This is a genomic window from Halomonas sp. H2 (genome assembly GCF_050215315.1).
Classification (GTDB): Bacteria; Pseudomonadota; Gammaproteobacteria; order Pseudomonadales; family Halomonadaceae; genus Vreelandella.
The window spans coordinates 2,421,082-2,445,322 of record NZ_CP189760.1 but is presented as its reverse complement, the minus strand read 5'-3'; the positions used below and the strand labels follow the sequence as shown (position 1 = coordinate 2,445,322).

Here is a 24,241-nt window from a genome sequence, read left to right as displayed (position 1 = left end):
GAATCGGCTATGATTAGCGCCCTATCTATTTCAGTGTGCATTTTCATGCTGTAAGGAGACTCATGCACCTCAATCCCCGCCGGGTAGCACTATTAGTCGCCGCTAACACGGCGCTGGCGCCCTTTGCTATCGACGCTTACTTACCTGCCATGGGTGTCATCGCTGAAAATATTGGCGCCAGTATTCACCGTACTGAGCTCTCCATTAGCGTGTTTTTGTTTGGTTTTGCGTTGGGCCAGCTATGCTTTGGGCCGCTGTCGGATCGCTTGGGCAGAAAGCCGGTTCTTCTGGGTGGCCTAGTCGTGTTCATGCTAGCCAGTCTTGCCATTACTCAGGTGGAAAGTTTGCCTACGCTATTGGCTTGGCGGTTTGTGCAGGCGCTGGGCGGCGGGGCTTGTGTGGTTAACTCGGCGGCGATTGTGCGCGACTGCTTTAGCGGGCGCGAGGCCGCCAAAGTGATGTCCACCATGGCGATGATTATGATGCTAGCGCCGCTGGTGGCGCCTACCGTGGGGAGTTTGCTGCTGCACATTGCCGGTTGGTGGTTGATTTTCGTCTTCTTGGCCGTCTATGCAGGCTTTCTGCTTTGGCTATTGGGAACCCGCCTGCCTGAAACCCGTGATATGTCGCTGCCTGCCGCCTCACCGCGCCAGGTAATCCGCAACTACGCCAGCGTGCTTAAACACCGTGAAGGCATGGGCTATATCTGCGCAGTAGCGGCTTCCTTCGCGGGGCTGTTTGCGTTTGTGACCGCATCGCCGTTTCTCTACCTCGACTACTTTGGCCTCTCGCCAATCACCTATCCGCTGGTGTTTGGGGTTAACGTGGTGGTGATTGCGCTCTCTAACCGAGTCAATATTCATCTGCTGCGTAAGCGTACACCCCAGCAGAATTTGCGCCTGGGTCTGCTTATTCAGCTTATCGCGGCACTTGGGTTGGTTGCGGTCACTGCGCTCAATATGGCGTCATTAATGATCGTTGTGCCGCTAATTATGCTGTTCACCGGCATGATTGGGCTGATAACGCCCAACGCCATTTCGTCGCTGTTGGATCATTTTGGCCATATCAGTGCCACGGCAACCGCACTCTTAGGTGGCATTCAATTTACCTGTGGCGCGCTGGCTGGGGTAATGGTGGGGCTGTTTGAGGTGGAGCACATATGGCCGATGGTGCTCACCATGCTAGGCGCTGCGCTACTAGGTAATATAGGCGTACGCAAACTGACTAAGGCGCCTGCTGCGGATGGATAGTTCTTCGAGTGGACAGTTCTTTGAATGAATAGCATGCTGGCCTGGGTCAACATGCCGCTGAGCATCTGGTTAGCCTGCTCCGCGGTACTGCTGCTGGGTGCCTTTGTGCAGCGCGCGACCGGTTTTGGTTTGGCGGTTGTAGGCGCGCCATTGTTGCTGATGCTTGAGCCTCGCCTGGTACCGGTCATTCTGGTGCTGTTTGGCTTTACCATCTCGCTGATGATGGTGCGCCACTACTGGCACGAGGTGCGTCTGGATTCCATTGGTATGGCGTTAGCGGGGCGCCTTCCCGGCAATGCGCTGGGTATTTGGCTGCTGCTTGCCGCGCCGATGTTTGTGTTAGAAAAGCTGATCGCGGTTATCGTTCTGTTTGCCGTGCTAGTCACGCTGTGTCGTTTTCAATTGCCGGTAAACCGAATAACCCTGTTTGGCGCGGGGATACTCTCCGGTATTTTCGGCACCGTCGCCGCCGTTGGCGGCCCGCCCATTGTGCTGCTGATGCACGGTCTTCCGGCGGATCGCGTGCGCGGTAATTTAGCGGCATTTTTTATTTTAACCTCCATGTTGACCTTGATCACTCTTGCTTTAGCGGGGCAGGTTCAGCTCTGGCATTTTCAGGTCGCGCTTACCTTCTTGCCCGCGGTATTGATCGGTAATGTCTTGGCAGATGCCGTCGCCCACCGTTTAGACCGACGCCTACTGCAAGGGGTGTCGCTGGCGCTGTGCACCCTCGCGGCCCTAGGCCTGTTGTGGTGATGTAAGGCTTGGGTGCAGCCACATAACGAAAAATTCTTCACGTTTTGCTCGCTGTCATGAAGTTGTCATGTAACCAGTGCAAGGTATGCCTTGCGAAGGCCAGATCCCTACATGAACAGGAGTATTTCGCATGAACCGTATTCTAAAAACCACCGTTATCGCGGCTGCTGTAATGAGCGTTGCCGGTGTTGCCCAAGCCCGTGATCAAATCCGTATCGTAGGTTCCAGTACCGTTTACCCGTTTGCCAGCTACGTAACTGAAGAATTCGGTGCCACTACCGGAAATCCGACGCCTGTTATTGAATCAACAGGTTCGGGTGGTGGTTTGCGTCTGTTCTGTAACGGTTTAGGTGAAGGCACGCCCGATATCACCAACGCTTCACGCCGCATGAAAGTCGCTGAGTTTGAGCGTTGCGAAGAGAACGGCGTTACCGATATCACCGAAGCTAAAATCGGCTCTGACGGTATCGTTTTAGGCCAATCCAACGAAAATGACGTTGTTGATTTGACGCTTGAGCAAATTTTCATGGCAGTAGCCGCTCAGGTGCCGGTTGACGGAGAACTGGCCGACAACCCCTACACCAACTGGAGCGACATCGACTCCTCGCTGCCAGACCGCGAAATCTCCATCTATGGGCCGCCGACTACCTCTGGTACCCGTGACGCTTTTGAAGAGCTAGTCATGGAAACGGCTTCTGAAGAGATGGACGAGTATGAAGAAGCTTACACCGACATCCGTTCTGATGGTGTTTACATCGACGCTGGCGAAAACGACAACCTTATCGTTCAGCGTTTGAGCGAAGATACCGGTGCAATGGGCATCTTTGGCTACTCTTTCCTTGAAGAGAATACCGATACCCTGAACGGTGCCACCATTAACGGTGTTGAGCCAGAGCCTGAAGCCATTAGCTCGGGTGATTATCCTGTTGCGCGTTCACTGTGGTTCTACGTGAAGAACCAGCACGCTGAAGAAGTACCGCCGATGTACGACTACACCGACATGTTTATGAGCGAAATGATGATTGGTGCAGATGGTTACTTGAAAGATATCGGCTTGATCGTACTGCCAGAAGACGAGCGTGAAGAGTGGCGTCAGGCTGTAGCCGACCGCACTACAATGTCAGCAGATGTTCTTAAGTAATTAGTTGAACTAGAAGTGAAAGTGGCCGGCAGCGAAAGCTGTCGGCCCGTTATTGTTGATAGAGATTTCTTAACCGGTGACGACGTGAGAGAGATGCGATGCAGACCAACCAGCTTCTTTTGATTTTTTGCGGTGCATTATTACTGCTGGGGCTGCTGGCTTTTTTTGCTGGCCGTTCAAAAGCCACTCGTTTACGTAGCGCGGGTACGGCTATGTTTGCTCAGCCAGATCAATACGCCTGGTTCACCGTGCTCTCGACAGCCGGCCCAGCCGTGGTAGTGAGTGCGCTGGGGGCTTTTGTGCTGCTTTTGATGGGCGCTGATATCCCTACGCTCTATTTGCTAGCATCAAGTTTGGTGGTTGCAGCCATAGGGCTAATGGTAAGCCTTAACCATGTGAAACCTGATTTTCACGCCCGTCAGGCCATTGAGCGAGTCATCCGCCTGGTCTTAGCTGGGGCTGCGTTAATTTCGATTTTCACTACGTTCGGCATTTTGTTCTCGATCATTTCCGAGGCTCTGCGCTTTTTCCAAATGCACAGTTTCTGGGAGTTCATTACCGGCACCACGTGGAACCCCGGCGCGAGCTTTTTAGCATCAGCGGGTCGTGGAGATGGTAGTGGGGCTGAGTTTGGCTCGGTACCGCTGTTTGCCGGTACCTTTATGATTACCGCTATCGCCATGTTGGTCGCTGTTCCTATTGGTCTGCTCTCTGCGGTTTACATGTCCGAGTTTGCGCCGCGTAATGTGCGCAGCATTGCCAAGCCCATGCTTGAAGTTCTGGCGGGTATTCCTACCGTGGTTTACGGCTTTTTTGCCGCCATTACGGTAGCGCCCATTATCGTCAACATCGCTGGTTTTTTTGGGCTCGACGCTTCTTATAACAACGCCGTCGCCCCAGGTGTCGTGATGGGTATTATGATCATCCCGTTTATCTCCTCGCTGTCTGACGATGTGATCAACTCTGTGCCCGATAGTATGCGTCAAGGGTCGCTGGCATTAGGCATGACCAAAGGTGAAACCATTCGAGACGTGGTTATTCCTGCTGCTCTGCCAGGGATTATTTCAGCGGCGCTCTTAGGCATGTCGCGTGCGCTAGGTGAAACCATGATCGTGGTAATGGCCGCAGGCATGCGGCCCAATCTCACCGCTAATCCGCTGGAAGATATGACCACGGTGACCGTGCGTATTGTGGCGGCTTTAACCGGGGACCAAGAGTTTGCAAGTGCTGAAACGCTGTCAGCCTTTGCCCTGGGGCTCGTGCTGTTTGCGGTGACGCTCTCGCTGAACCTGGTATCTGTACTAATGATCCGTCGTTTCCGCGAAAAATACCGCGTGAATAACCTGTAACGCTGAGGAACTGTTTCGATGAGCCATACTTTTGACGAAATCAGCCAGCAGCTTAAGCGGCGTCACCGTAAGTCTGCCCGCCTTAAATGGATCTCAATGGGATCATTGGGCTTGGCAGGCCTGTTCCTGGTGCTCTTCTTTGCCGATATGTTGAGCAAGGGCTTGCCAGCCTTTCAGCAGGCGTATATCCAGACCGAGATTAGTTACACTGAAGAAGCGGAAAGTGATGGACGGCAGGCGTTTGATCAAGAGCTGCTACCATTAATCAGTCGCACGGTGGTGCGAGTGATTCCTATGGAGTTGCGCAACAATCCCGAAATGATCGGTACCAGCGAAACGCAGTGGGTGCTGGCAAAAAGTGAGGTCGACCAGTATCTGAAGGGACACCGGCATCGTCTTAGCGAAGAAGAACAAGCGGCTCTCGATGCGCGTGTTGAAGTGGGCCAAGTTGACCTTCGCCTCAATAGCACCTTTTTTGGATCCGGGGATTCAAAAATCGCTGAGAATGCAGGTATCCTCTCGGCAGTGGTCGGCACCGTGATGACCATGATCGTAACGCTATTAATCTCGTTTCCTATCGGGGTAATGACCGCAGTTTATTTGGAAGAGTTTGCGCCAGACAACCGCTTCACTCAGGCGATTGAAATTAACATCAATAACCTGGCCGCCATCCCTTCGATCTTGTTCGGTTTGTTGGGTTTGGCGATTTTTATCAACTTCTTCGGGGTGCCGCGTTCATCACCGTTGGCTGGCGGTATGACGCTAGCGCTGATGACATTACCGGTCATCATTATCTCAACGCGAACCGCGCTGCGTAGCGTGCCGGACTCTATCCGTCATGCTGCCTTTGGGGTGGGCTGTTCGCGCTGGCAAGTGGTACGCGATCACGTTCTTCCGCTGGCAATGCCGGGTATTATGACGGGCTCCATCATCGGGCTTGCTCAAGCGATGGGTGAAACAGCACCACTGATTATCGTCGGGATGGTGGCGTTTATCCCCGATGTCGGCGCGTCCTTTACCGAAGCGGCTACCGTTATGCCTGCGCAAATATTTACTTGGTCAGGCGAGCCTGAACAGGCGTTTGTAGAAAAAACAGCCGGCGGTATTTTGGTGCTACTCACCATACTCATCTCACTCAACGCCTTCGCCGTTGTGTTACGTAAGAAATTTGAGCGTCGCTGGTAGGCCAGCACGATAGAGGACATGACTATGAATAGCCAAGCACCTGTAATGAACGACCAGCATGAACCAGCCGTTGGGCAGCCCTACACGCGTAACCACCAGGCCTGCCACGATTTGAGTATCCGAGTTCGCGATTTGAACCTGTGGTATGGCAAAAACCAGGCGCTGAATGGTCTTAATATTGACCTTTTTCAGAAAAATGTGACGGCGCTGATTGGCCCTTCCGGGTGCGGTAAATCGACCTTCTTACGCTGTCTGAATCGCATGAACGATTTGATTCCTAGCGTGCGCACCGAAGGATTGGTAGAGATGGATGGGCAGGACGTAAATGCCGCCAAAATGGATGAAGTAGCGCTGCGCCGCCGGGTGGGGATGGTCTTCCAAAAGCCGAACCCCTTCCCTAAATCGATTTATGAAAATGTTGCTTATGCGCCGCGTATGCACGACTTGGTTAGCCGCAAAGCCGAGCAGGATGAGCTAGTTGAAAAGGCATTGCGTAGCGCGGGTCTTTGGAACGAGGTGAAAGACAAGTTACAAGAACCCGGTACTTCACTGTCGGGCGGTCAACAGCAGCGCTTATGTATCGCGCGCGCTATTGCCGTTCAGCCTGATGTAATCCTGATGGATGAACCAACTTCCGCGCTTGACCCGATCTCGACCGCGACCATCGAGGATTTGATGGATAAGCTAAAGGAAGAGTTCACCATCATCACCGTGACTCACAATATGCAGCAGGCAGCGCGGGTGGCGGACTACACGGCGTTCTTCCACCTGGGGGAAATCATTGAGTACAACGACACGAAAGTGATGTTCTCAACTCCGGCGCAGAAGAAGACCGAAGACTATATCTCTGGTCGTTATGGTTAATTAACGATAACCAAACAGGCCCATCGTCAATTGGTGGGCCTGTTGGCTAGTCAGCATTTTTTTACGCATTAATATATGTTTTAGCGTATATAGCCGTTATCCTTTCCCGTAATAAATAGCTTAAATCAGTTAGCTTAGGAGGCACCCGTGGCATTACGTATTGGTATTAACGGTTTTGGACGTATTGGGCGCTTGGCACTGCGCAGTTTGTGGGTAAAGGTGGCAGCGGGTGACGTTGAGCTGATTCGTATCAATGACCCCGGCGGTGATGCGGCTACTTTTGCCCACCTGCTGGAGTTTGATTCGGTACACGGGCACTGGGCACCAGGGAAGGGCATCTCGGCAACGGATGACGCTATTGTTATCGACGGTAAGTCTGTCGCCTTTAGCGCCAATAAGGCAATTGCCGATAGCGACTGGTCGAACTGCGATATTGTGGTTGAGTGCTCGGGCGTCATGAAAACCACCGATCAGCTCCAGGCGTATCTTGATCAAGGCGTCGGCCGTGTAGTGGTGAGTGCGCCGATGAAAGAGGCGAGCGTGCTCAATGTGGTGGTGGGGGTGAACGACCACCTTTACGACCCCGTTCAGCATAAGATCGTCACCGCTGCCAGTTGCACCACCAATTGCTTGGCGCCGGTGGTTAAGGTCATTCAGGAAAGCTTCGGTATTCGCCATGGCTCGATGACCACCGTGCACGACATCACCAATACCCAAACGATTCTAGACGCGCCGCATAAAGATCTGCGTCGCGCCCGCGCCTGCGGCATGAGCTTGATTCCCACCACGACCGGTTCGGCCAAAGCGATTACCGCCATTTTCCCTGAGCTGGAAGGCAAGCTTAATGGCCACGCGATTCGTGTGCCGCTGGCTAACGCATCACTGACTGATATGGTGTTCGAGCTTGAACGCGAAGTGAGCGTAGACGAAGTCAATCAGGCGCTGAAAGTCGCCGCCGATGGCCGGCTGGCGGGGATTTTGGGCTACGAAGAGCGCCCGCTGGTATCGATTGATTACCGCACCGATCCACGCAGTTCGATTATCGATGCGCTCTCTACCATGGTGATCAACGGCACCCAGCTGAAACTCTATGCTTGGTACGACAATGAGTGGGGCTATGCCAACCGCACTGCCGAGCTGGCCCTTATGGTCGGGCGTGAGCAGGTGGGGCGTGGCTGATTCGCCGTTGCTGAAAATGCGTGCGCGGGTGAAGGCGCTACCTTTCGAGGTGCGCCAGTACATGCTGATTACCGGCAACTATTGGGCATTTACGATCACCGATGGTGCGCTTCGCATGCTGGTGGTGATGCACTTCCACCAGTTGGGTTATTCGCCGCTGGCCATCGCTATGCTGTTTCTGTTCTACGAAGCCTTTGGCGTGGTGACCAACCTGGTCGGTGGCTGGCTGGGCGCGCGGCTGGGGCTCAACCGCACCATGAATGTGGGTCTTGGGCTGCAAATTATTGCCCTCGCTATGCTGGTGGTGCCCGCTAGTCTGTTGACCGTTGCCTGGGTAATGGCCGCACAGGCGCTGTCGGGCATTGCTAAAGACCTTAATAAAATGAGCGCTAAAAGCGCCGTTAAGGTACTGGTTCCTAAAGAGAGCGCAAACGCTAACAGCTCGCTTTACCGTTGGGTCGCGATGCTGACCGGCTCTAAAAACGCGCTAAAAGGGCTAGGCTTTTTTGTTGGCGGGCTGCTGCTCGCCTTGATTGGCTTCCGGGCGGCAGTGTTGGTGATGGCGGTGATGCTGGGTGGCGTACTGCTGCTGTCCCTATTGCGGCTAAAGGCGGATTTAGGCCGCCAAAAAGTGAAGCCCAAGTTCTCCGAAATTTTCTCAAAATCGCGCGCGATTAACGTCCTCTCCGCCGCCCGCTTCTGCCTTTTTGCGGCGCGGGATGTGTGGTTTGTAGTAGCGCTGCCGGTATTTTTATACGACCAGCATGGGTGGACACACTGGACGGTCGGTGGGTTATTAGCGATTTGGGTGATCGGTTATGGCGGCGTGCAAACCCAGGCGCCCAAACTAACCCGGCTGATTAAAGGCGGTGCGCGGTCGCTTACTGCTGGCTGGGCCGCAGCGCTGACGGTGCTGGCGATTGTGCTAGCGATGCTGCCTTTGGCGCAAGTGGGCTGGTTAGTCGTTGGGTTACTCGCCTTTGGGGTGCTGTTCGCGATTAACTCCAGTTGGCACAGCTATTTGATAGTGCATTATGCCCGCGCTGACGGCGTCTCCATGGATGTCGGTTTCTACTATATGGCCAATGCCATGGGGCGCTTAGTCGGGACGCTGCTGTCGGGCTGGCTGTATATGGCCTACGGGCTGAGTACCTGCCTTTGGGTATCGGCGGCCTTGGTGGCAGCCAGTTCAGCGATGGCCCTAGCGTTGCCTAGACAAGTCGCATGATTCGTTCGCCCAGTTGGGTGTTTGCAACGTTTTCTGCCGCGCTATTATTAACCGCAGTGCTTGGCCCTAGCGTGGGCGATTAATTGATCATCAAGGCGGACGAGGCGTACTGATAGCCTCGAATGGCGTTATTGCCATTGGCCTTGCGGTGATGGTTGCTCCCGCCAGGGCCATGCAAGCGTTAGCGCCGTTGCTATTTGGCTTGCTGATCGAGCACAACGGCGCCGGTGCGCTATAGCTGACCGCTGGTTTAATGCTGCTGGTCATGCTTGCACTGCTATGTATTCGTGTGCCTCGAACGCAAGGGTGAGGTATCTACATAAAGATGTCGTAGCTTCGGGGGTGCCTTTGCGCCGTAGCAGTTCCCGGGGGGATATCTGCATCATCGCCCGCAGCTCGAGCAGCTTTTCACGGCTGGGCGGTGTGTCCAGATAATAGATCACCTTCGGCGATTCGCCCGAGGCTTCGATCATTGCCAGTGCATTGCGCGACGTGCCGCAGTTGGGGTTATGGTAGATCGTGGTGGCCATATTGCCCTCATTAGACGCTTAGCTGTTTGTAGAAGGAAAATGATGGCGGGTTTTATTGGCAATTCTTACCAGCGCCAGCATTAGCGGCACTTCGACTAAAACGCCAACGACCGTAGCCAGCGCGGCGCCCGACTGTAAGCCAAAAAGAGCAATAGCCGCTGCGACGGCCAGTTCGAAGAAATTACTCGCACCCACCATGGCGCCTGGGGCCGCAACGTTGTGCGGCACGTGCCAGGCTTTGGCCCAGCCGTAGGCAATAAAGAAGATCAAAAACGTTTGGAGAATCAGCGGTATTGCGATCAGCACAATATGTAGCGGATTATTCAGAATTACCTCGCCCTGGAAGGCAAATAGCAGTACCAGGGTGATGATCAAGCCAATCGGGGTGATCGGGCCAACGCGCTTCATAAAGACGTTGTCGTACCATTCGGCGCCGCGCTTTTTGATCAGGGTTTGGCGAGTGATATAACCCGCTGCCAAGGGGATCACGATATACAACACGACCGAGAGGGCGACGGTGTCCCAGGGCACCTGAATATTGGAGACGCCGAGTAGGAAGACCACGATGGGGGCAAAGGCGAACAGCATAATCAGGTCGTTAAGTGCCACTTGCACCAATGTGTAGGCAGCGTCGCCGCGGGTCAGGTAGCTCCATACAAATACCATAGCGGTGCATGGCGCGGCGCCGAGCAGAATCGCACCCGCTAAATACTGACTGGCTAACTCGGCGGGAATAAACGGCCGAAAGATCACCATCAAAAATAGCCATGAGATGGCAAACATGCTGAAAGGTTTGATCAGCCAGTTAACGGATGTGGTGATAATTAAGCCTTTAGGCTGGCGCCGTACTCCAAGCAGCGAGGTGAAATCAATTTGCGCCATCATCGGGAATATCATAGCCCAGATAAGCACAGCCACCGGAATCGATACCTGGGCCACTTCAAAGCGTGAGAGCGTTTCCGGTACCACTGGCGCTAGCTGGCCGACTAAGATGCCCAGCACAATCGCAAGCGCCACCCAAAGCGAGAGGTAGCGCTCAAAGACACCCATACCTTCGGCGGTGGAGGGGGATGCGTTATCTTCCAATGCTGACATGCGACACTCCTGATCAGATGGCGCGTTGATTAACGCGTTTTGAGACGTCTTCCGCGTTCTCTTTGCGTTCTGAGTAGCGATCAGTCAGCAGGTCGCTGCGGTCGCGCACCAGTAGAGTGAATTTCACCAGCTCTTCCATCACATCGACGATACGGTCGTAGAAAGGTGAGGCTTTCATTCGGTCGCTTTCATCAAATTCCATAAAGGCTTTCGGCACTGATGATTGATTGGGAATCGTCAGCATGCGCATCCAACGACCTAAAATGCGCAGTTGGTTGACTGTATTGAAGGACTGCGAGCCGCCACAAACCTGCATTACTGCTAATGTTTTGCCTTGAGTCGGGCGCACGCCACCTAGTGAAAGCGGAATCCAATCTATTTGCGCTTTCATAATGCCGGTCATTGTGCCGTGGCGTTCAGGGGAGCACCACACCATGCCTTCAGACCACTGAGCTAACGTGCGTAGCTCGTCAACTTTGGGGTGGCTGGCATCTTCAGTATCGGGTAACGGCAACCCTCTAGGGTCAAAGATGCGTGTTTCTGCGCCCATAGCATTGAGCAAGCGTGCTGCCTCTTCAACGGCCAAACGGCTGAAAGAGCGCTCACGCAGAGAGCCGTATAACAGCAAGATTTTAGGCGCGTATTCCGTCCCTTGCGGTATGCCAAGCCGCTTGCTGTTGGGCCGCTCAAAAAGTTCGGCATCAATATTGGGTAAGTTATTGAGGTGGGGCATTGAGTTCTACCGTTTCTAAGGTGTAATAGGTTAATAGCTCTATAATATATGTTTTTTCATATATTTCTAGTGCAGCTTTAAGGCTGCAATATCGCCGTCATAAATCAAGCGTAGAGTAGCCGCTACTAATTACATAAGAGGCTATTTATTTATGCCAAAGCGCCGCGTTTTGTTCCTCTGCAATGCTAACTCTGCACGCTCTTTGATGGGGGAGGCGCTGCTTCGCCATATGGCAGATGATCGTTTTGAAGCGTTTAGTGCTGGTTCTGAGCCCGATGAGCCCCATGTATTGACCCTTGAAGCGTTGCGCAAGCAAGGGCTGCCCACCGAAGACTTGCGCAGTAAGTCGTTGGATGAGTTTGAAAGTGAGGCATTCGATTTTGTTATTGTGCTGTGCGACAAGGCCCAGCAAGCCTGCCGTGAATGGCAAGGAGAGGCGGGCGAAGTGCTGTTCTGGGATATTCGAGACCCGCGTTTGATTGGCAAGCCGGATGCATACGAGCAGGCGCTATTAGAAATTCGACGGCGCCTGCAGCTTTGGCTGCCTCTCCACACGGGCTGAGATAAAGCTAGAGTTACTCGATTAGCTCGACGGCCACGGCCGTTGCTTCACCGCCGCCAATGCATAAGCTAGCAATGCCGCGTTTGCCGCCTTTAGTGCGCAGTGCATGGATCAGCGTAGCGATAATACGCGAGCCGGTAGAGCCAATGGGGTGGCCTTGGGCGCAGGCGCCGCCATAGACATTGACCTTTTCATGAGGCAGCCCCAAGTCATCCATGGCCATCAGGGTCACCACCGCAAAGGCTTCGTTGATTTCAAATAGATCAACGTCATTAACACCCCAGCCTAGTTTCTTCATCAGTTTTTCAATCGCACCCACCGGGGCGATGGTGAACTCGCTCGGGTGTCGCGAGTGAGTCGTGTGACCCAGCATGCGTGCGAGTGGCTTAATGCCATGCTGATCCGCCGCTGCTTGGCTGGCCAAGATAAGCGCCGACGCGCCATCGGAAATTGAGCTGGCGTTGGCGGCGGTAATTGTTCCGTCTTTAGCGAAAGCAGGGCGCAGCTGGCGGATTTTATCGAGCTTGGCCTGGAAAGGCTGCTCATCGTGCTCAACAAGGCTCTCGCCCTGGCGAGAGCTGACCATGACGGGTGCCATCTCGGCGGCTAAGTGGCCCGCGTTGGTAGCGGCCATGGCGCGCTCAAGAGAAGCAATGGCAAAATCATCCAAGCGTTCGCGGGAATAACCGCGATCCGAGGCGACATCCTGGGCAAACACGCCCATTAGTTTGCCCGTTTCGGCATCTTCCAGCCCATCTAAAAACATATGGTCTTTCAGCTCGCCGTGGCCCAGGCGATAGCCGCCGCGCGCCTTGGTCAGCACGTGAGGGGCGTTAGACATGGACTCCATGCCGCCCGCCAGCACAATATCGCCGCTGCCGGCCTTGATTAAATCGTGGGCAAGCATAGTGGCTTTCATCCCGGAGCCACACAGCTTATTGATGGTGGTGGCGCCATTGGCATCGGGAATGCCCGCCTGGCGCATAGCCTGGCGCGCAGGACCCTGCTTAACGCCCGCGGGCAGTACGCAGCCCATAATGCCTTCGCTGATGGCGGCAGGGTCTATGCCGGACGCTTCGATCGCTGCTTTGATGGCGACGGCGCCAAGCTGTGGCGCCGTCATGCTCGCCAGGCTGCCCATCATGCCGCCCATTGGGGTGCGTTTGGCGGCTAGAAATACCACATCGGTGGGGTTGCGCATGGTCAATCTCCTTAAGACTTATTGTGATTATCGTATCGAGTAGTGGGTGATACATTGACCCGTAGGCGGTGCTGTGGTTCTCTCCTGAATAACCAAGCAAGCGCTAGTGTGAATGACATGAATGTAATGAATGCATCCCCTCGCCGCAAGGAGTTGACCCGCCTGGCGGCTCAACTCTTCGTCCAAGAGGGCTTTGATCGTACGACGGTGCGTATGCTGGCGCAGGAAATGGGCATTAAGTCCGGTAGCCTGTTTCATCATTTTAAAGATAAACAGGAAATCCTCGCTGCGGTCATTGAAGAGGGCACCCAAAATGCGTTGATGATCGCGCGCAAAGCTCTGGAGGAGTGTTCGCATGACCCGGAAGTACGCCTACGTGTCATGGCCCGCGCTCATTTGGAAACTCTGTTTACCGACCGCAATGCTCATGTAGTGGCGCTCTTCGAGTGGCGTCGCCTTGATCCTGCGGCGAGTGCTCATTTAAGTCATTTACGCGATGCTTACGAGGCGCTGTGGGTCGCCGTCATTGATGATGCTTTAGAAGCAGGGTTGATCCATGGTGATCGCTTTCTTGTCTCGCGCTTTGTACTAGGAGCGCTAAATTGGACGGTTCGCTGGTACGACCCTAATGGCCCCCAATCTCCTGATGATCTGGCTGACGAGCTGGTGGCAATGATTATGCCTACTTCTGCTTGATACCTCGATGACCACAGCGTCGACCAACGTCTAGCGCGATAATGTAGAACAGTGCTTGCTCTCTGCGCCGATTGCTTTTAGCGTTGCTATTATCTCTAGGGTTACGTTAACGTCAACGGTTAATTATAGCAACGCTCTACTTTTCCCCTCTTAATGCCCAGAGCTCGTTATCAGCAGCCCTTACCAACAACAATGATCAACTACTTAAGAGAGCCATCATGACAGCGACATCTCAATCACTGCCCGACTATCACCACTATCTCAATAACTTCTCCGTGGATAGCGTTATAGCTCGCCTGGATGACCACCAGGATGGCTTGCTGAATGCCTTTGAAGCCTGCTGTGGGCGTCATGTGCGGGAGGGGCGTGGCGAGGTGCTGGCGCTGGTTCAGGAAGACGCCGAAGGGAATATGCATACCCTGACGTATGCTGAGCTCGATGAACAAAGTGCTAGGTTGGCGGGCTGGTTGCAATCCCAAGGGTTGGGCAAAGGCGACCGCATTGCCTGTATGCTGCCGCGGGCACCGCAGCTATTGATCGCGGTGATCGCAACATGGCGCATTGGCGCGGTTTATCAGCCGCTGTTTACTGCCTTTGGCTCTGACGCGGTGGACTATCGGTTGGGGCGAGCGGGTACCAAGTTGGTAATTACCGATCACGCTAATCGCTATAAATTTGATGGCCTGGGTCAGTGCCCACCGGTTCTGGCTGTGGGTGGGGCGACTAGCGAGCACGGCGATGACCACGACTGGCAGATTGCGTTGACGCATACGTCAATGAGCGATAAGCCGCCAAGACTCTCGCCTGAAGAGCCATTTCTGCAAATGTTTACCTCCGGCACCGTGGGCAAGCCAAAAGGGGTTGCCGTGCCCCTGGCGGGGATGACTGCTTTTGCGATCTATATGGAGCTGGCCATTGATCTTCGTGGCGACGATCGTTTCTGGAATATGGCCGACCCAGGCTGGGCCTATGGCCTCTACTATGCGATTACCGGGCCATTACTACTCGGCGTGACTACGCACTTCTGTGAGGCGGGCTTTAGTGCCGAAGGAGCGCTGGCGTTTATGAAGCGCCATCACATCACTAATTTTGCTGCTGCGCCGACCGCTTATCGGCTGATGAAGGCGTCGGGACTATTCGATGACGCTCATCAAACGCTCGAGCTACGGGCGGCGAGTTCGGCAGGTGAACCTCTCAACACGGAAGTGGTTACATGGGTTGAAAGATCGCTAGGCTGTGCGGTTATGGATCACTACGGCCAAACTGAAACCGGTATGACGTGCAATAACCATCATGCCCTTGATCATCTTAAGCATGTAGGCGCGATGGGCGTGCCAATGCCGGGGTATCGACTGGCGATTTTAGACGCGGAGTATAAAGAGCTGCCCGCCGGAGAGCCGGGTGTCCTTGCAGTGGATATTAAAAATTCGCCAGCGCACTTTTTCCAGGGCTACACCTGGCAAGAGAAAAATCCTTTTGTAGAAGGTTATTACCTAACGGGCGATGTGGTGATCCACAACGAAGACGGCACCTTTCAGTTTGCTGGCCGCGACGACGATATTATTACCACGGCGGGTTATCGCGTGGGACCAACGGATGTTGAGAATAGTGTGATGACACACCCTGCAGTTGCCGAGTCAGCGGCAGTGGGGCAGCCCGATGAGATTCGCGGTGAGGTGATCAAGTCGTATATCGTGCTGCGCGACGGCTATGAAGCGAGTGACGAGCTTGCTGATGAGATCAAGCAGCAGGTGCGCGAGCGGCTATCAACCCACGCTTTTCCGCGCATTATTGAGTTTGTCGATGAGCTGCCTAAAACCCCCAGCGGCAAGATTCAGCGTTTCAAATTGCGAGCCCAGGCGGTAGAGGATGCCAAGACAAGCGACTAATTCAACATCTAATGACAACGATTAAAGGGAATATGGTTATGCAGGTTAAGGAGAGTACCTTTTTAATTACCGGTGCCGCTTCGGGGTTAGGGGCAGCAACCGCTGAGCGCTTAGTCGCGGCGGGGGCTCGTGTCGTTTTATGCGATCTAAACGATAGTGTCGAACGCCATGCTGAGCAGTTGGGGGGGCGGGCGCAAGCGTGCCTGGCGGACATCACCTCTGCCGAACAAATGCAGCAGGCAGTCGACACAGCGGTGGCGCTGGGTGGTGAGTATGGGCTTTCCGGAGTGGTTCACTGTGCAGGCGTGGTGAGTGTGGCCAAGTTGGTCGATCGTGAGGGTAATCCAGCGGATTTAGATGGCTACGCTAAAACGATCAATATCAATCTGATCGGAACATTTAATGTTATGCGCCTTGCGGCTGCCGCAATGGCTAAAAATACGCCCAGTGAGAGTGGTGAGCGCGGGGTGATAATTAATACTGCATCTATTGCCGCTTTTGATGGTCAGGTAGGGCAGTGTGCTTACAGTGCTTCTAAAGCGGGTGTTGTCGGTATGAGCCTTCCCGCTGCCCGTGAGTTGTCGCGTCATGCTATTCGGGTCATGGCCATCGCTCCAGGTATGTTTGAAACGCCGATGATGAGTGAAATTCCCGATGAGGCTGCTCAGGCGCTAGCAGCCGCAGTGCCTTTTCCTAAGCGGTTGGGTAAGCCGGATGAGTTTGCGCAACTAGCCGAGCAGATTATTACCAACCCCATGCTTAACGGCGAGTTGATCCGCTTGGACGGCGGTATTCGCATGCAGTAAGTGAGTGGTAAGTAGGAAGAGGGAAGTAAAATGACTCGCTGGCTTTTGGCTGGCGAGTTTTTTATTAATTGGGTCAGGGTGTTATCGGTTGGGCGACCAAAGTTCTAGGATATTTTTCGGCTAAATTCAAACGCTTGCTTGACTAAGTAGGGGGTTCGCGCTAATTTTCAAACATTCGTTTGAATGTCGTGAGCTTAAAAGTATCGATCGGCTCTCACAACCACCCTCTTTAGGAGCAGTGCGATGCCCAGCTATCAGGCCCCTATTCGTGATATGCGTTTCGTTATGGACGAAATGTTCAACTACCCCGCTCACTACGCACGTCTACCCAGCGGTGACGAAGCGTCGCCGGATGTGGTCAGCGCTATTTTGGAAGAGGGCGCACGCTTCGCACGCGACGTATTGTTGCCGATCAATCAGAGTGGCGATGAAGAGGGCTGCCTATTGGAGGGAGGCGAAGTTAAAGCGCCTAACGGTTTTAAAGAGGCTTACCAGCAGTACGTAGAAGGCGGTTGGCCGAGCCTAGCTGCCGATCCAGCGTATGGTGGCCAGGGGTTGCCGCCTTCATTGGCGATGCTGCTATCGGAAATGATCTGCGCCACTAACCTGGCGTGGGGGATGTACCCAGGGCTTTCTCATGGTGCGGCGGATGCGCTGCGCCATCATGGCACCGAGGAGCAGAAGGCGACGTACCTCACCAAGCTGGTTGAGGGAGTGTGGACAGGTACCATGTGCCTAACTGAGCCGCACTGCGGTACTGACCTCGGTTTGATCAAGACGCGGGCGGTGCCTGCTGATGACGATGCTTATGCGATTACCGGCACCAAAATCTTTATCTCTGCCGGTGAGCATAACTTGGCTGAAAATATCGTCCATTTGGTATTGGCAAAATTACCCGGCGCACCGGAGGGCTCCAAAGGTATCTCGCTGTTTGTGGTACCTAAATTCTTGCCCGATGACCAGGGCAGTGTGGGTGAGCGTAATGGCGTCACCTGTGGTTCGCTTGAGCACAAGATGGGTATTCACGGTAATGCCACTTGCGTGATGAACTTCGATGGCGCAACCGGCTACTTGGTCGGGCCGCCCAATAAAGGGCTGGCGTGCATGTTCACCATGATGAATGCAGCGCGTCTCGGTGTAGGGATTCAAGGGCTGGGTCTCATTGAAGCCAGTTTTCAGAATTCGCTCAGCTATGCTCGTGACCGCCTACAGATGCGCGGCTTATCGGGCAAGCAGGCACCTGAAAAGCCCGCTGATCCGATTATCGTCCACCCCGATGTTCGCCGCATGTTGCTGACCCAGAAAGCTTTCGCGGAGGGCGGGCGTATGTTAGTCCTTTACGCCGCCCAGATGCTCGACGTGGTGGAGCATGGTGAGCCGGGTGAAGAGCGCAGTTATGCTGAAACCCTACTTGGCTTGTTAACGCCTATCGTCAAAGCTTTTCTGACCGAAGTTGGGTTTGAAAGTACTAACGAGGGCGTGCAGATTTACGGCGGCCATGGCTTCATTAAAGAGTGGGGTATGGAGCAGTTGGTGCGCGATGCGCGTATTACACGACTCTATGAAGGTACCACCGGGATTCAGGCGCTTGATCTGCTCGGCCGCAAAGTGCTTATGAGCCAGGGTGAATCGCTGAAAGTATTCACCAAAGAGATCCACAAGTTCTGTAAAACAGAAGCTGATAATCCCGCTCTCAAAGAGTTTGTCGAGCCGCTGGCTAAGCTCAATGCAGAGTGGGGCGAACTGACCATGGGTGTGGGTATGAAAGCAATGCAAGACCGCGAAGAGGTCGGCGCGGCGAGCGTTGATTACCTTATGTACTCAGGCTATGTCACGCTGGCGTATCTGTTTGCCCGTGCGGCCAAGCAGGCGTCTGCTTCTTTAGAGGGTGACGATAAAGCCTTCTACACCGCTAAGCTGAATACTGCCCGCTTCTATTACCAGCGGCTACTGCCGCGCACCAAGGCTCATGCGCAGATGATTCAATCAGGCGCTTCCAGCCTAATGGCCATCTCCAGCGAAGATTTTGGTTTGGGTTTTGAAATTTAAAGCGTCGACTACTGATGGCGTGGGGTAAGTTACGCCAACGGGCACTCTCTGGTCAGGCATTCTGATCGGTGGTTTGCGGCAAAAGGGCAACCTTCTGCCGCTTTTTTTATACGCAATACTTCTTTTCCTTGCTATCTTGATAGTGAGGCCTTAAAGTACGCATCCGCTGCCGGGGACGCCAAGCGTTACCAGCGGTGAATAAGGTCTAAAAGCCTTGGTTTGTCAAGCGGTTAGGGTTTCTGCCGAAGCCAGTCGTTTTGGATGTGGTTTGATCAACATCGAAAACAACGTCCTTGACAACCACCAGGAACTGCGTAGAATACGCCTTCCTCGCTGAGGCAAGCCAAGTCAACGGCCGCCCGGTTGCTTTCACAGTAACCAGACAGCGAAACAGCTCTTTAACAATTTGATCAGGTAATTCATGTGGGCGCTTGCTGATGTTGGTGACAAATCACCTACTATCAAGGCAAGCGACTCAAGCAATAAGGTTTTAAAGGATTCGTCCTTTGGGATCTGTTTTGAATGAATTCGTTTGAACCTTGAGCCAAGTTTGGTTCGCTTCTGTCACTTTCGAGTGGCAGGTAAGAACCGCATAGATCTTAAACTGAAGAGTTTGATCATGGCTCAGATTGAACGCTGGCGGCAGGCCTAACACATGCAAGTCGAGCGGTAACAGGGGGTGCTTGCACCCCGCTGACGAGCGGCGGACGGGTGAGTAATGCATAGGAATCTGCCCGATAGTGGGGGATAACCTGGGGAAACTCAGACTAATACCGCATACGTCCTACGGGAGAAAGGGGGCTTCGGCTCCCGCTATTGGATGAGCCTATGTCGGATTAGCTAGTTGGTGAGGTAATGGCTCACCAAGGCAGCGATCCGTAGCTGGTCTGAGAGGATGATCAGCCACATCGGGACTGAGACACGGCCCGAACTCCTACGGGAGGCAGCAGTGGGGAATATTGGACAATGGGGGCAACCCTGATCCAGCCATGCCGCGTGTGTGAAGAAGGCCCTCGGGTTGTAAAGCACTTTCAGCGAGGAAGAACGCCTAGTGGTTAATACCCATTAGGAAAGACATCACTCGCAGAAGAAGCACCGGCTAACTCCGTGCCAGCAGCCGCGGTAATACGGAGGGTGCAAGCGTTAATCGGAATTACTGGGCGTAAAGCGCGCGTAGGTGGCTTGATAAGCCGGTTGTGAAAGCCCCGGGCTCAACCTGGGAACGGCATCCGGAACTGTCAGGCTAGAGTGCAGGAGAGGAAGGTAGAATTCCCGGTGTAGCGGTGAAATGCGTAGAGATCGGGAGGAATACCAGTGGCGAAGGCGGCCTTCTGGACTGACACTGACACTGAGGTGCGAAAGCGTGGGTAGCAAACAGGATTAGATACCCTGGTAGTCCACGCCGTAAACGATGTCGACCAGCCGTTGGGTGCCTAGCGCACTTTGTGGCGAAGTTAACGCGATAAGTCGACCGCCTGGGGAGTACGGCCGCAAGGTTAAAACTCAAATGAATTGACGGGGGCCCGCACAAGCGGTGGAGCATGTGGTTTAATTCGATGCAACGCGAAGAACCTTACCTACCCTTGACATCGACAGAAGCCGAGAGAGATCTTGGTGTGCCTTCGGGAACTGTCAGACAGGTGCTGCATGGCTGTCGTCAGCTCGTGTTGTGAAATGTTGGGTTAAGTCCCGTAACGAGCGCAACCCTTGTCCTTATTTGCCAGCGCGTAATGGCGGGAACTCTAAGGAGACTGCCGGTGACAAACCGGAGGAAGGTGGGGACGACGTCAAGTCATCATGGCCCTTACGGGTAGGGCTACACACGTGCTACAATGGCCGGTACAAAGGGCAGCGAGCTCGCGAGAGTCAGCGAATCCCTTAAAGCCGGTCTCAGTCCGGATCGGAGTCTGCAACTCGACTCCGTGAAGTCGGAATCGCTAGTAATCGTGAATCAGAATGTCACGGTGAATACGTTCCCGGGCCTTGTACACACCGCCCGTCACACCATGGGAGTGGACTGCACCAGAAGTGGTTAGCCTAACGCAAGAGGGCGATCACCACGGTGTGGTTCATGACTGGGGTGAAGTCGTAACAAGGTAGCCGTAGGGGAACCTGCGGCTGGATCACCTCCTTAAACGATGCGTCACACGTTAGTAAGCGTCCACAATGAATTACCTGATCAGAATGCTGTTAATACGCAGTGATAAGTGGCTCTGTTTTTTTCACGTTAAAAAGAAAAAATAGCGTTTAAGGTCTTAAAGGTCTTTTTCTTTTTTAATACGAAAGAACGCTTATCACTGCTTATAGCAGTCGCTCTTTAACAATGTATATCATGCTGACAAGAACATTCCGCAAGGAACTGTTCTTAAATTGTGATACGCGTCAGCGTATCCGGCACAATGAAACGTGATCATTGCGAGTCCAGACTCCTTCGGGTTATAGGGTCAAGCAATGAAGCGCACACGGTGGATGCCTAGGCAGCCAGAGGCGATGAAAGACGTGGTAGCCTGCGATAAGGCTCGGTGAGGTGGCAACAACCTGTGACCCGGGCATTTCTGAATGGGGAAACCCACCGATCATAAGATCGGTATCGTGCCCTGAATACATAGGGGTACGAGGCGAACCAGGGGAACTGAAACATCTAAGTACCCTGAGGAAAAGAAATCAACCGAGATTCCCCTAGTAGCGGCGAGCGAACGGGGACCAGCCCTTAAGCATGTGACTGATTAGGCGAATGCGTTGGGAAGCGCGGCCGTAGCGGGTGATAGCCCCGTAGTCGAAAATCTGAACATGTGAAATCGAGTAGGTCGGGGCACGAGAAACCTTGACTGAAGACGGGGGGACCATCCTCCAAGGCTAAATACTCCTGGCTGACCGATAGTGAACCAGTACCGTGAGGGAAAGGCGAAAAGAACCCCGGAGAGGGGAGTGAAATAGATCCTGAAACCGTGTGCGTACAAGCAGTCGGAGCGGACTTGTTCCGTGACGGCGTACCTTTTGTATAATGGGTCAGCGACTTATATTCAGTGGCGAGGTTAACCGTATAGGGGAGCCGTAGGGAAACCGAGTCTTAACTGGGCGACACAGTCGCTGGATATAGACCCGAAACCGAGCGATCTATCCATGAGCAGGGTGAAGGTTGAGTAACATCAACTGGAGGCCCGAACCAGGATCTGTTGAAAAAGATTTGGATGACTTGTGGATCGGAGTGAAAGGCTAATCAAGCTCGGAGATAGCTGGTTCTCCTCGAAAGCTATTTAGGTAGCGCCTCATGCAGTACCGCCGGGGGTAGAGCACTGTTTCGGCTAGGGGGTCATCCCGACTTACCAACCCGAGGCAAACTCCGAATACCGGTGAGTAACGCGTGGGAGACACACGGCGGGTGCTAACGTCCGTCGTGAAAAGGGAAACAACCCAGACCGTCAGCTAAGGTCCCGAAATCCTGGTTAAGTGGGAAACGATGTGGGAAGGCTCAGACAGCTAGGAGGTTGGCTTAGAAGCAGCCATCCTTTAAAGAAAGCGTAATAGCTCACTAGTCGAGTCGGCCTGCGCGGAAGATGTAACGGGGCTAAACCAGGTACCGAAGCTACGGGTGCATCCTTCGGGATGCGCGGTAGAGGAGCGTCGTGTAAGCCGATGAAGGTGAATTGAGAAGTTCGCTGGAGGTATCACGAGTGCGAATGCTGACATGAGTAACGATAAAGGGAGTGAAAAACTCCCTCGCCGGAAGACCAAGGGTTTCTGTTCGACGCTAATCGGAGCAGAGTGAGTCGGCCCCTAAGGCGAGGCCGAAAGGCGTAGTCGATGGGAAACGGGTCAATATTCCCGTACCGGACATGGTTGCGATGGGGGGACGAAGAAGGCTAGGTGAGCCAGGCGTTGGTAGTCCTGGTGAAAGTGAGTAGGCTGGCATCTTAGGTAAATCCGGGACGCTTTAAGGCCGAGACACGAAACGAACTGACCACGGTCAGGAAGTCACTGATGCCACGCTTCCAGGAAAAGCCTCTAAGCTTCAGATCATGTGCGACCGTACCCCAAACCGACACAGGTGGTCAGGGTGAGAATCCCAAGGCGCTTGAGAGAACTCGGGTGAAGGAACTAGGCAAAATGGTGCCGTAACTTCGGGAGAAGGCACGCCGGCGTAGGGTGAAGAGACTTGCTCTCCTAGCCCGAACCGGTCGAAGATACCAGGTGGCTGCAACTGTTTATTAAAAACACAGCACTCTGCTAACGCGCAAGCGGACGTATAGGGTGTGACGCCTGCCCGGTGCCGGAAGGTTAAATGATGGTGTTAGCCCTCGGGCGAAGCTCTTGATTGAAGCCCCGGTAAACGGCGGCCGTAACTATAACGGTCCTAAGGTAGCGAAATTCCTTGTCGGGTAAGTTCCGACCTGCACGAATGGCGTAATGATGGCCACGCTGTCTCCACCCGAGACTCAGTGAAATTGAAATCGCCGTGAAGATGCGGTGTACCCGCGGCTAGACGGAAAGACCCCGTGAACCTTTACTATAGCTTCACACTGGACGCTGATGTTGCCTGTGTAGGATAGCTGGGAGGCTTTGAACTCCGGACGCCAGTTCGGAGGGAGCCACCCTTGAAATACCAGCCTGGCATCATTGGCGTTCTCACTCAGGTCCGTTATCCGGATCGAGGACAGTGTGTGGTGGGTAGTTTGACTGGGGCGGTCTCCTCCTAAAGAGTAACGGAGGAGCACGAAGGTACCCTCAGCACGGTCGGACATCGTGCAATGAGTGCAAGAGCATAAGGGTGCTTGACTGCGAGACAGACACGTCGAGCAGGTGCGAAAGCAGGTTCTAGTGATCCGGTGGTTCTGTATGGAAGGGCCATCGCTCAACGGATAAAAGGTACTCCGGGGATAACAGGCTGATACCGCCCAAGAGTTCACATCGACGGCGGTGTTTGGCACCTCGATGTCGGCTCATCACATCCTGGGGCTGAAGTCGGTCCCAAGGGTATGGCTGTTCGCCATTTAAAGTGGTACGCGAGCTGGGTTTAGAACGTCGTGAGACAGTTCGGTCCCTATCTGCCGTGGGCGTTGGATGTTTGAGAAGGGCTGCTCCTAGTACGAGAGGACCGGAGTGGACGACCCTCTGGTGTTCCGGTTGTCACGCCAGTGGCATTGCCGGGTAGCTATGGTCGGACGGGATAACCGCTGAAAGCATCTAAGCGGGAAGCCCCCTTCAAGATGAGACATCCCCGAGGACTTTGATCCTCCTGAAGGGCCCAGCGAGACCAGCTGGTTGATAGGCACGGTGTGGAAGCGCTGCAAGGCGTTGAGCTAACGTGTACTAATGGCCCGTGAGGCTTGACCCTATAACACCCAAGGGGTCTGCTCAAAATGATGACGTGACATGAAACAACCGGATACGCAGCGTGTGGCCTGACGCATTAAGCGCACAGGCGGCAGGCGATGAGACGCACACAATTGAGCAAGCAAGGCTAGAAAGAAAGCCCGCTCGTCAGCATGATGTACATTAACCGTTACGCCTGACGACCATAGCACGCGTGAACCACCTGATCCCTTGCCGAACTCAGCAGTGAAACCGCTTAGCGCCGATGGTAGTGTGGGGTCTCCCCATGCGAGAGTAGGTCATTGTCAGGCACCTATACCGCAAAAAACCCAGCCAATCGGCTGGGTTTTTTGTTTGGGCGGTAGAAAATAAATAATGTCGGATAAGTGCTATGATGCGCACCAATTAATTAGGC

Annotated in this window: 17 protein-coding genes and 3 rRNA genes; 16 read left to right on the top strand and 4 right to left on the bottom strand. The window is 53.9% G+C overall.

All coding sequences use genetic code 11. From position 1 onward, the window contains the following. The first annotated feature begins 62 nt into the window (after nucleotides 1-62). The 8 genes from ACQE2I_RS11380 to arsJ all read left to right on the top strand — a co-directional run bounded on the left by ACQE2I_RS11380 (nucleotide 63) and on the right by arsJ (nucleotide 8,952). Nucleotides 63-1,250 (top strand): Bcr/CflA family multidrug efflux MFS transporter, encoded by a 1,188-nt coding sequence (locus tag ACQE2I_RS11380; protein WP_427028220.1) that lies wholly within the window; start codon nucleotides 63-65, stop codon nucleotides 1,248-1,250. Between the two features lie 24 nt (nucleotides 1,251-1,274). After that, nucleotides 1,275-2,006, top strand: a complete 732-nt coding sequence (locus tag ACQE2I_RS11375) for a sulfite exporter TauE/SafE family protein (protein WP_427028219.1) — start codon at nucleotides 1,275-1,277, stop codon at nucleotides 2,004-2,006. A gap of 130 nt (nucleotides 2,007-2,136) precedes the next feature. Next, complete coding sequence (locus tag ACQE2I_RS11370; RefSeq protein WP_427028218.1) at nucleotides 2,137-3,147, top strand: PstS family phosphate ABC transporter substrate-binding protein; 1,011 nt, start codon at nucleotides 2,137-2,139, stop codon at nucleotides 3,145-3,147. Nucleotides 3,148-3,245: 98 nt separating this feature from the next. Next, nucleotides 3,246-4,496 (top strand): phosphate ABC transporter permease subunit PstC, encoded by a 1,251-nt coding sequence (gene pstC / locus ACQE2I_RS11365; RefSeq protein WP_427028217.1) that lies wholly within the window; start codon nucleotides 3,246-3,248, stop codon nucleotides 4,494-4,496. A gap of 18 nt (nucleotides 4,497-4,514) precedes the next feature. Beyond that, entirely contained in the window at nucleotides 4,515-5,681 is a 1,167-nt protein-coding gene (pstA, locus tag ACQE2I_RS11360; protein ID WP_427028216.1) for a phosphate ABC transporter permease PstA, read from the top strand. 24 nt (nucleotides 5,682-5,705) lie between these two features. Next, nucleotides 5,706-6,545: a phosphate ABC transporter ATP-binding protein PstB gene (pstB, locus tag ACQE2I_RS11355; RefSeq protein ID WP_427028215.1), complete on the top strand. Its 840-nt coding sequence runs from the start codon at nucleotides 5,706-5,708 to the stop codon at nucleotides 6,543-6,545. A gap of 147 nt (nucleotides 6,546-6,692) precedes the next feature. Beyond that, nucleotides 6,693-7,724 (top strand): ArsJ-associated glyceraldehyde-3-phosphate dehydrogenase, encoded by a 1,032-nt coding sequence (locus ACQE2I_RS11350; protein WP_427028214.1) that lies wholly within the window; start codon nucleotides 6,693-6,695, stop codon nucleotides 7,722-7,724. A 16-nt stretch (nucleotides 7,725-7,740) separates the two neighbouring features. After that, the gene (gene arsJ / locus ACQE2I_RS11345) at nucleotides 7,741-8,952 is read left to right on the top strand and encodes an organoarsenical effux MFS transporter ArsJ (RefSeq protein ID WP_427031447.1); all 1,212 of its coding nucleotides are present in this window, start codon (nucleotides 7,741-7,743) and stop codon (nucleotides 8,950-8,952) included. 263 nt (nucleotides 8,953-9,215) lie between these two features. Here the strand turns inward: arsJ and ACQE2I_RS11340 are convergent, their stop codons facing one another. The 3 genes from ACQE2I_RS11340 to arsH are packed head-to-tail and all read right to left on the bottom strand — an operon-like array spanning nucleotide 9,216 to nucleotide 11,310. After that, entirely contained in the window at nucleotides 9,216-9,482 is a 267-nt protein-coding gene (locus tag ACQE2I_RS11340) for a hypothetical protein (RefSeq protein ID WP_427028213.1), read from the bottom strand. A gap of 18 nt (nucleotides 9,483-9,500) precedes the next feature. Next, the gene (arsB, locus tag ACQE2I_RS11335; protein WP_427028212.1) at nucleotides 9,501-10,577 is read right to left on the bottom strand and encodes an ACR3 family arsenite efflux transporter; all 1,077 of its coding nucleotides are present in this window, start codon (nucleotides 10,575-10,577) and stop codon (nucleotides 9,501-9,503) included. Nucleotides 10,578-10,590: 13 nt separating this feature from the next. Next, nucleotides 10,591-11,310 (bottom strand): arsenical resistance protein ArsH, encoded by a 720-nt coding sequence (arsH, locus tag ACQE2I_RS11330; protein WP_427028211.1) that lies wholly within the window; start codon nucleotides 11,308-11,310, stop codon nucleotides 10,591-10,593. Nucleotides 11,311-11,461: 151 nt separating this feature from the next. Here arsH and ACQE2I_RS11325 point away from each other — a divergent pair, with 151 nt between their 5' ends. Then, nucleotides 11,462-11,872 (top strand): arsenate reductase ArsC, encoded by a 411-nt coding sequence (locus tag ACQE2I_RS11325; protein WP_427028210.1) that lies wholly within the window; start codon nucleotides 11,462-11,464, stop codon nucleotides 11,870-11,872. Nucleotides 11,873-11,885: 13 nt separating this feature from the next. Here ACQE2I_RS11325 and ACQE2I_RS11320 read toward each other — a convergent pair whose 3' ends face one another. Further along, the gene (locus ACQE2I_RS11320; RefSeq protein ID WP_427028209.1) at nucleotides 11,886-13,073 is read right to left on the bottom strand and encodes an acetyl-CoA C-acyltransferase; all 1,188 of its coding nucleotides are present in this window, start codon (nucleotides 13,071-13,073) and stop codon (nucleotides 11,886-11,888) included. Between the two features lie 126 nt (nucleotides 13,074-13,199). On the opposite strand from ACQE2I_RS11320, the gene ACQE2I_RS11315 reads away from it, so the two are divergent. The 7 genes from ACQE2I_RS11315 to rrf all read left to right on the top strand — a co-directional run bounded on the left by ACQE2I_RS11315 (nucleotide 13,200) and on the right by rrf (nucleotide 24,137). Further along, on the top strand, nucleotides 13,200-13,769 hold the full coding sequence (locus tag ACQE2I_RS11315; protein ID WP_427028208.1) for a TetR/AcrR family transcriptional regulator: 570 nt from the start codon (nucleotides 13,200-13,202) through the stop codon (nucleotides 13,767-13,769). Between the two features lie 218 nt (nucleotides 13,770-13,987). Next, a complete protein-coding gene (locus tag ACQE2I_RS11310) occupies nucleotides 13,988-15,658 on the top strand; it encodes an AMP-binding protein (protein WP_427028207.1) in 1,671 nt (556 codons plus the stop codon). A gap of 38 nt (nucleotides 15,659-15,696) precedes the next feature. Further along, a complete protein-coding gene (locus tag ACQE2I_RS11305; RefSeq protein ID WP_427028206.1) occupies nucleotides 15,697-16,464 on the top strand; it encodes an SDR family NAD(P)-dependent oxidoreductase in 768 nt (255 codons plus the stop codon). A 243-nt stretch (nucleotides 16,465-16,707) separates the two neighbouring features. Next, the gene (locus ACQE2I_RS11300; RefSeq protein WP_427028205.1) at nucleotides 16,708-18,513 is read left to right on the top strand and encodes an acyl-CoA dehydrogenase C-terminal domain-containing protein; all 1,806 of its coding nucleotides are present in this window, start codon (nucleotides 16,708-16,710) and stop codon (nucleotides 18,511-18,513) included. Nucleotides 18,514-19,114: 601 nt separating this feature from the next. Next, nucleotides 19,115-20,647 (top strand): 16S ribosomal RNA (locus ACQE2I_RS11295). A 308-nt stretch (nucleotides 20,648-20,955) separates the two neighbouring features. Continuing rightward, a 23S ribosomal RNA gene (locus ACQE2I_RS11290) occupies nucleotides 20,956-23,848 on the top strand. Between the two features lie 173 nt (nucleotides 23,849-24,021). Next, nucleotides 24,022-24,137 (top strand): 5S ribosomal RNA (rrf, locus tag ACQE2I_RS11285). Together the 16S, 23S and 5S rRNA genes form the textbook arrangement of a ribosomal RNA operon. Nucleotides 24,138-24,241: the final 104 nt, after the last annotated feature.

What these genes read in the sequence shown, in the direction of transcription:
- arsB (WP_427028212.1), bottom strand. Translation starts at nt 10,577, where the DNA reads ATGTCAGCATTGGAAGATAACGCATCCCCCTCCACCGCCGAAGGTATG.
- ACQE2I_RS11300 (WP_427028205.1), top strand. Translation starts at nt 16,708, where the DNA reads ATGCCCAGCTATCAGGCCCCTATTCGTGATATGCGTTTCGTTATGGAC.
- arsH (WP_427028211.1), bottom strand. Translation starts at nt 11,310, where the DNA reads ATGCCCCACCTCAATAACTTACCCAATATTGATGCCGAACTTTTTGAG.
- pstC (WP_427028217.1), top strand. Translation starts at nt 3,246, where the DNA reads ATGCAGACCAACCAGCTTCTTTTGATTTTTTGCGGTGCATTATTACTG.
- pstB (WP_427028215.1), top strand. Translation starts at nt 5,706, where the DNA reads ATGAATAGCCAAGCACCTGTAATGAACGACCAGCATGAACCAGCCGTT.
- ACQE2I_RS11370 (WP_427028218.1), top strand. Translation starts at nt 2,137, where the DNA reads ATGAACCGTATTCTAAAAACCACCGTTATCGCGGCTGCTGTAATGAGC.
- ACQE2I_RS11305 (WP_427028206.1), top strand. Translation starts at nt 15,697, where the DNA reads ATGCAGGTTAAGGAGAGTACCTTTTTAATTACCGGTGCCGCTTCGGGG.
- ACQE2I_RS11320 (WP_427028209.1), bottom strand. Translation starts at nt 13,073, where the DNA reads ATGCGCAACCCCACCGATGTGGTATTTCTAGCCGCCAAACGCACCCCA.
- pstA (WP_427028216.1), top strand. Translation starts at nt 4,515, where the DNA reads ATGAGCCATACTTTTGACGAAATCAGCCAGCAGCTTAAGCGGCGTCAC.
- ACQE2I_RS11340 (WP_427028213.1), bottom strand. Translation starts at nt 9,482, where the DNA reads ATGGCCACCACGATCTACCATAACCCCAACTGCGGCACGTCGCGCAAT.
- ACQE2I_RS11380 (WP_427028220.1), top strand. Translation starts at nt 63, where the DNA reads ATGCACCTCAATCCCCGCCGGGTAGCACTATTAGTCGCCGCTAACACG.
- ACQE2I_RS11310 (WP_427028207.1), top strand. Translation starts at nt 13,988, where the DNA reads ATGACAGCGACATCTCAATCACTGCCCGACTATCACCACTATCTCAAT.
- ACQE2I_RS11325 (WP_427028210.1), top strand. Translation starts at nt 11,462, where the DNA reads ATGCCAAAGCGCCGCGTTTTGTTCCTCTGCAATGCTAACTCTGCACGC.
- ACQE2I_RS11315 (WP_427028208.1), top strand. Translation starts at nt 13,200, where the DNA reads ATGAATGCATCCCCTCGCCGCAAGGAGTTGACCCGCCTGGCGGCTCAA.
- ACQE2I_RS11375 (WP_427028219.1), top strand. Translation starts at nt 1,275, where the DNA reads ATGAATAGCATGCTGGCCTGGGTCAACATGCCGCTGAGCATCTGGTTA.
- arsJ (WP_427031447.1), top strand. Translation starts at nt 7,741, where the DNA reads ATGCGTGCGCGGGTGAAGGCGCTACCTTTCGAGGTGCGCCAGTACATG.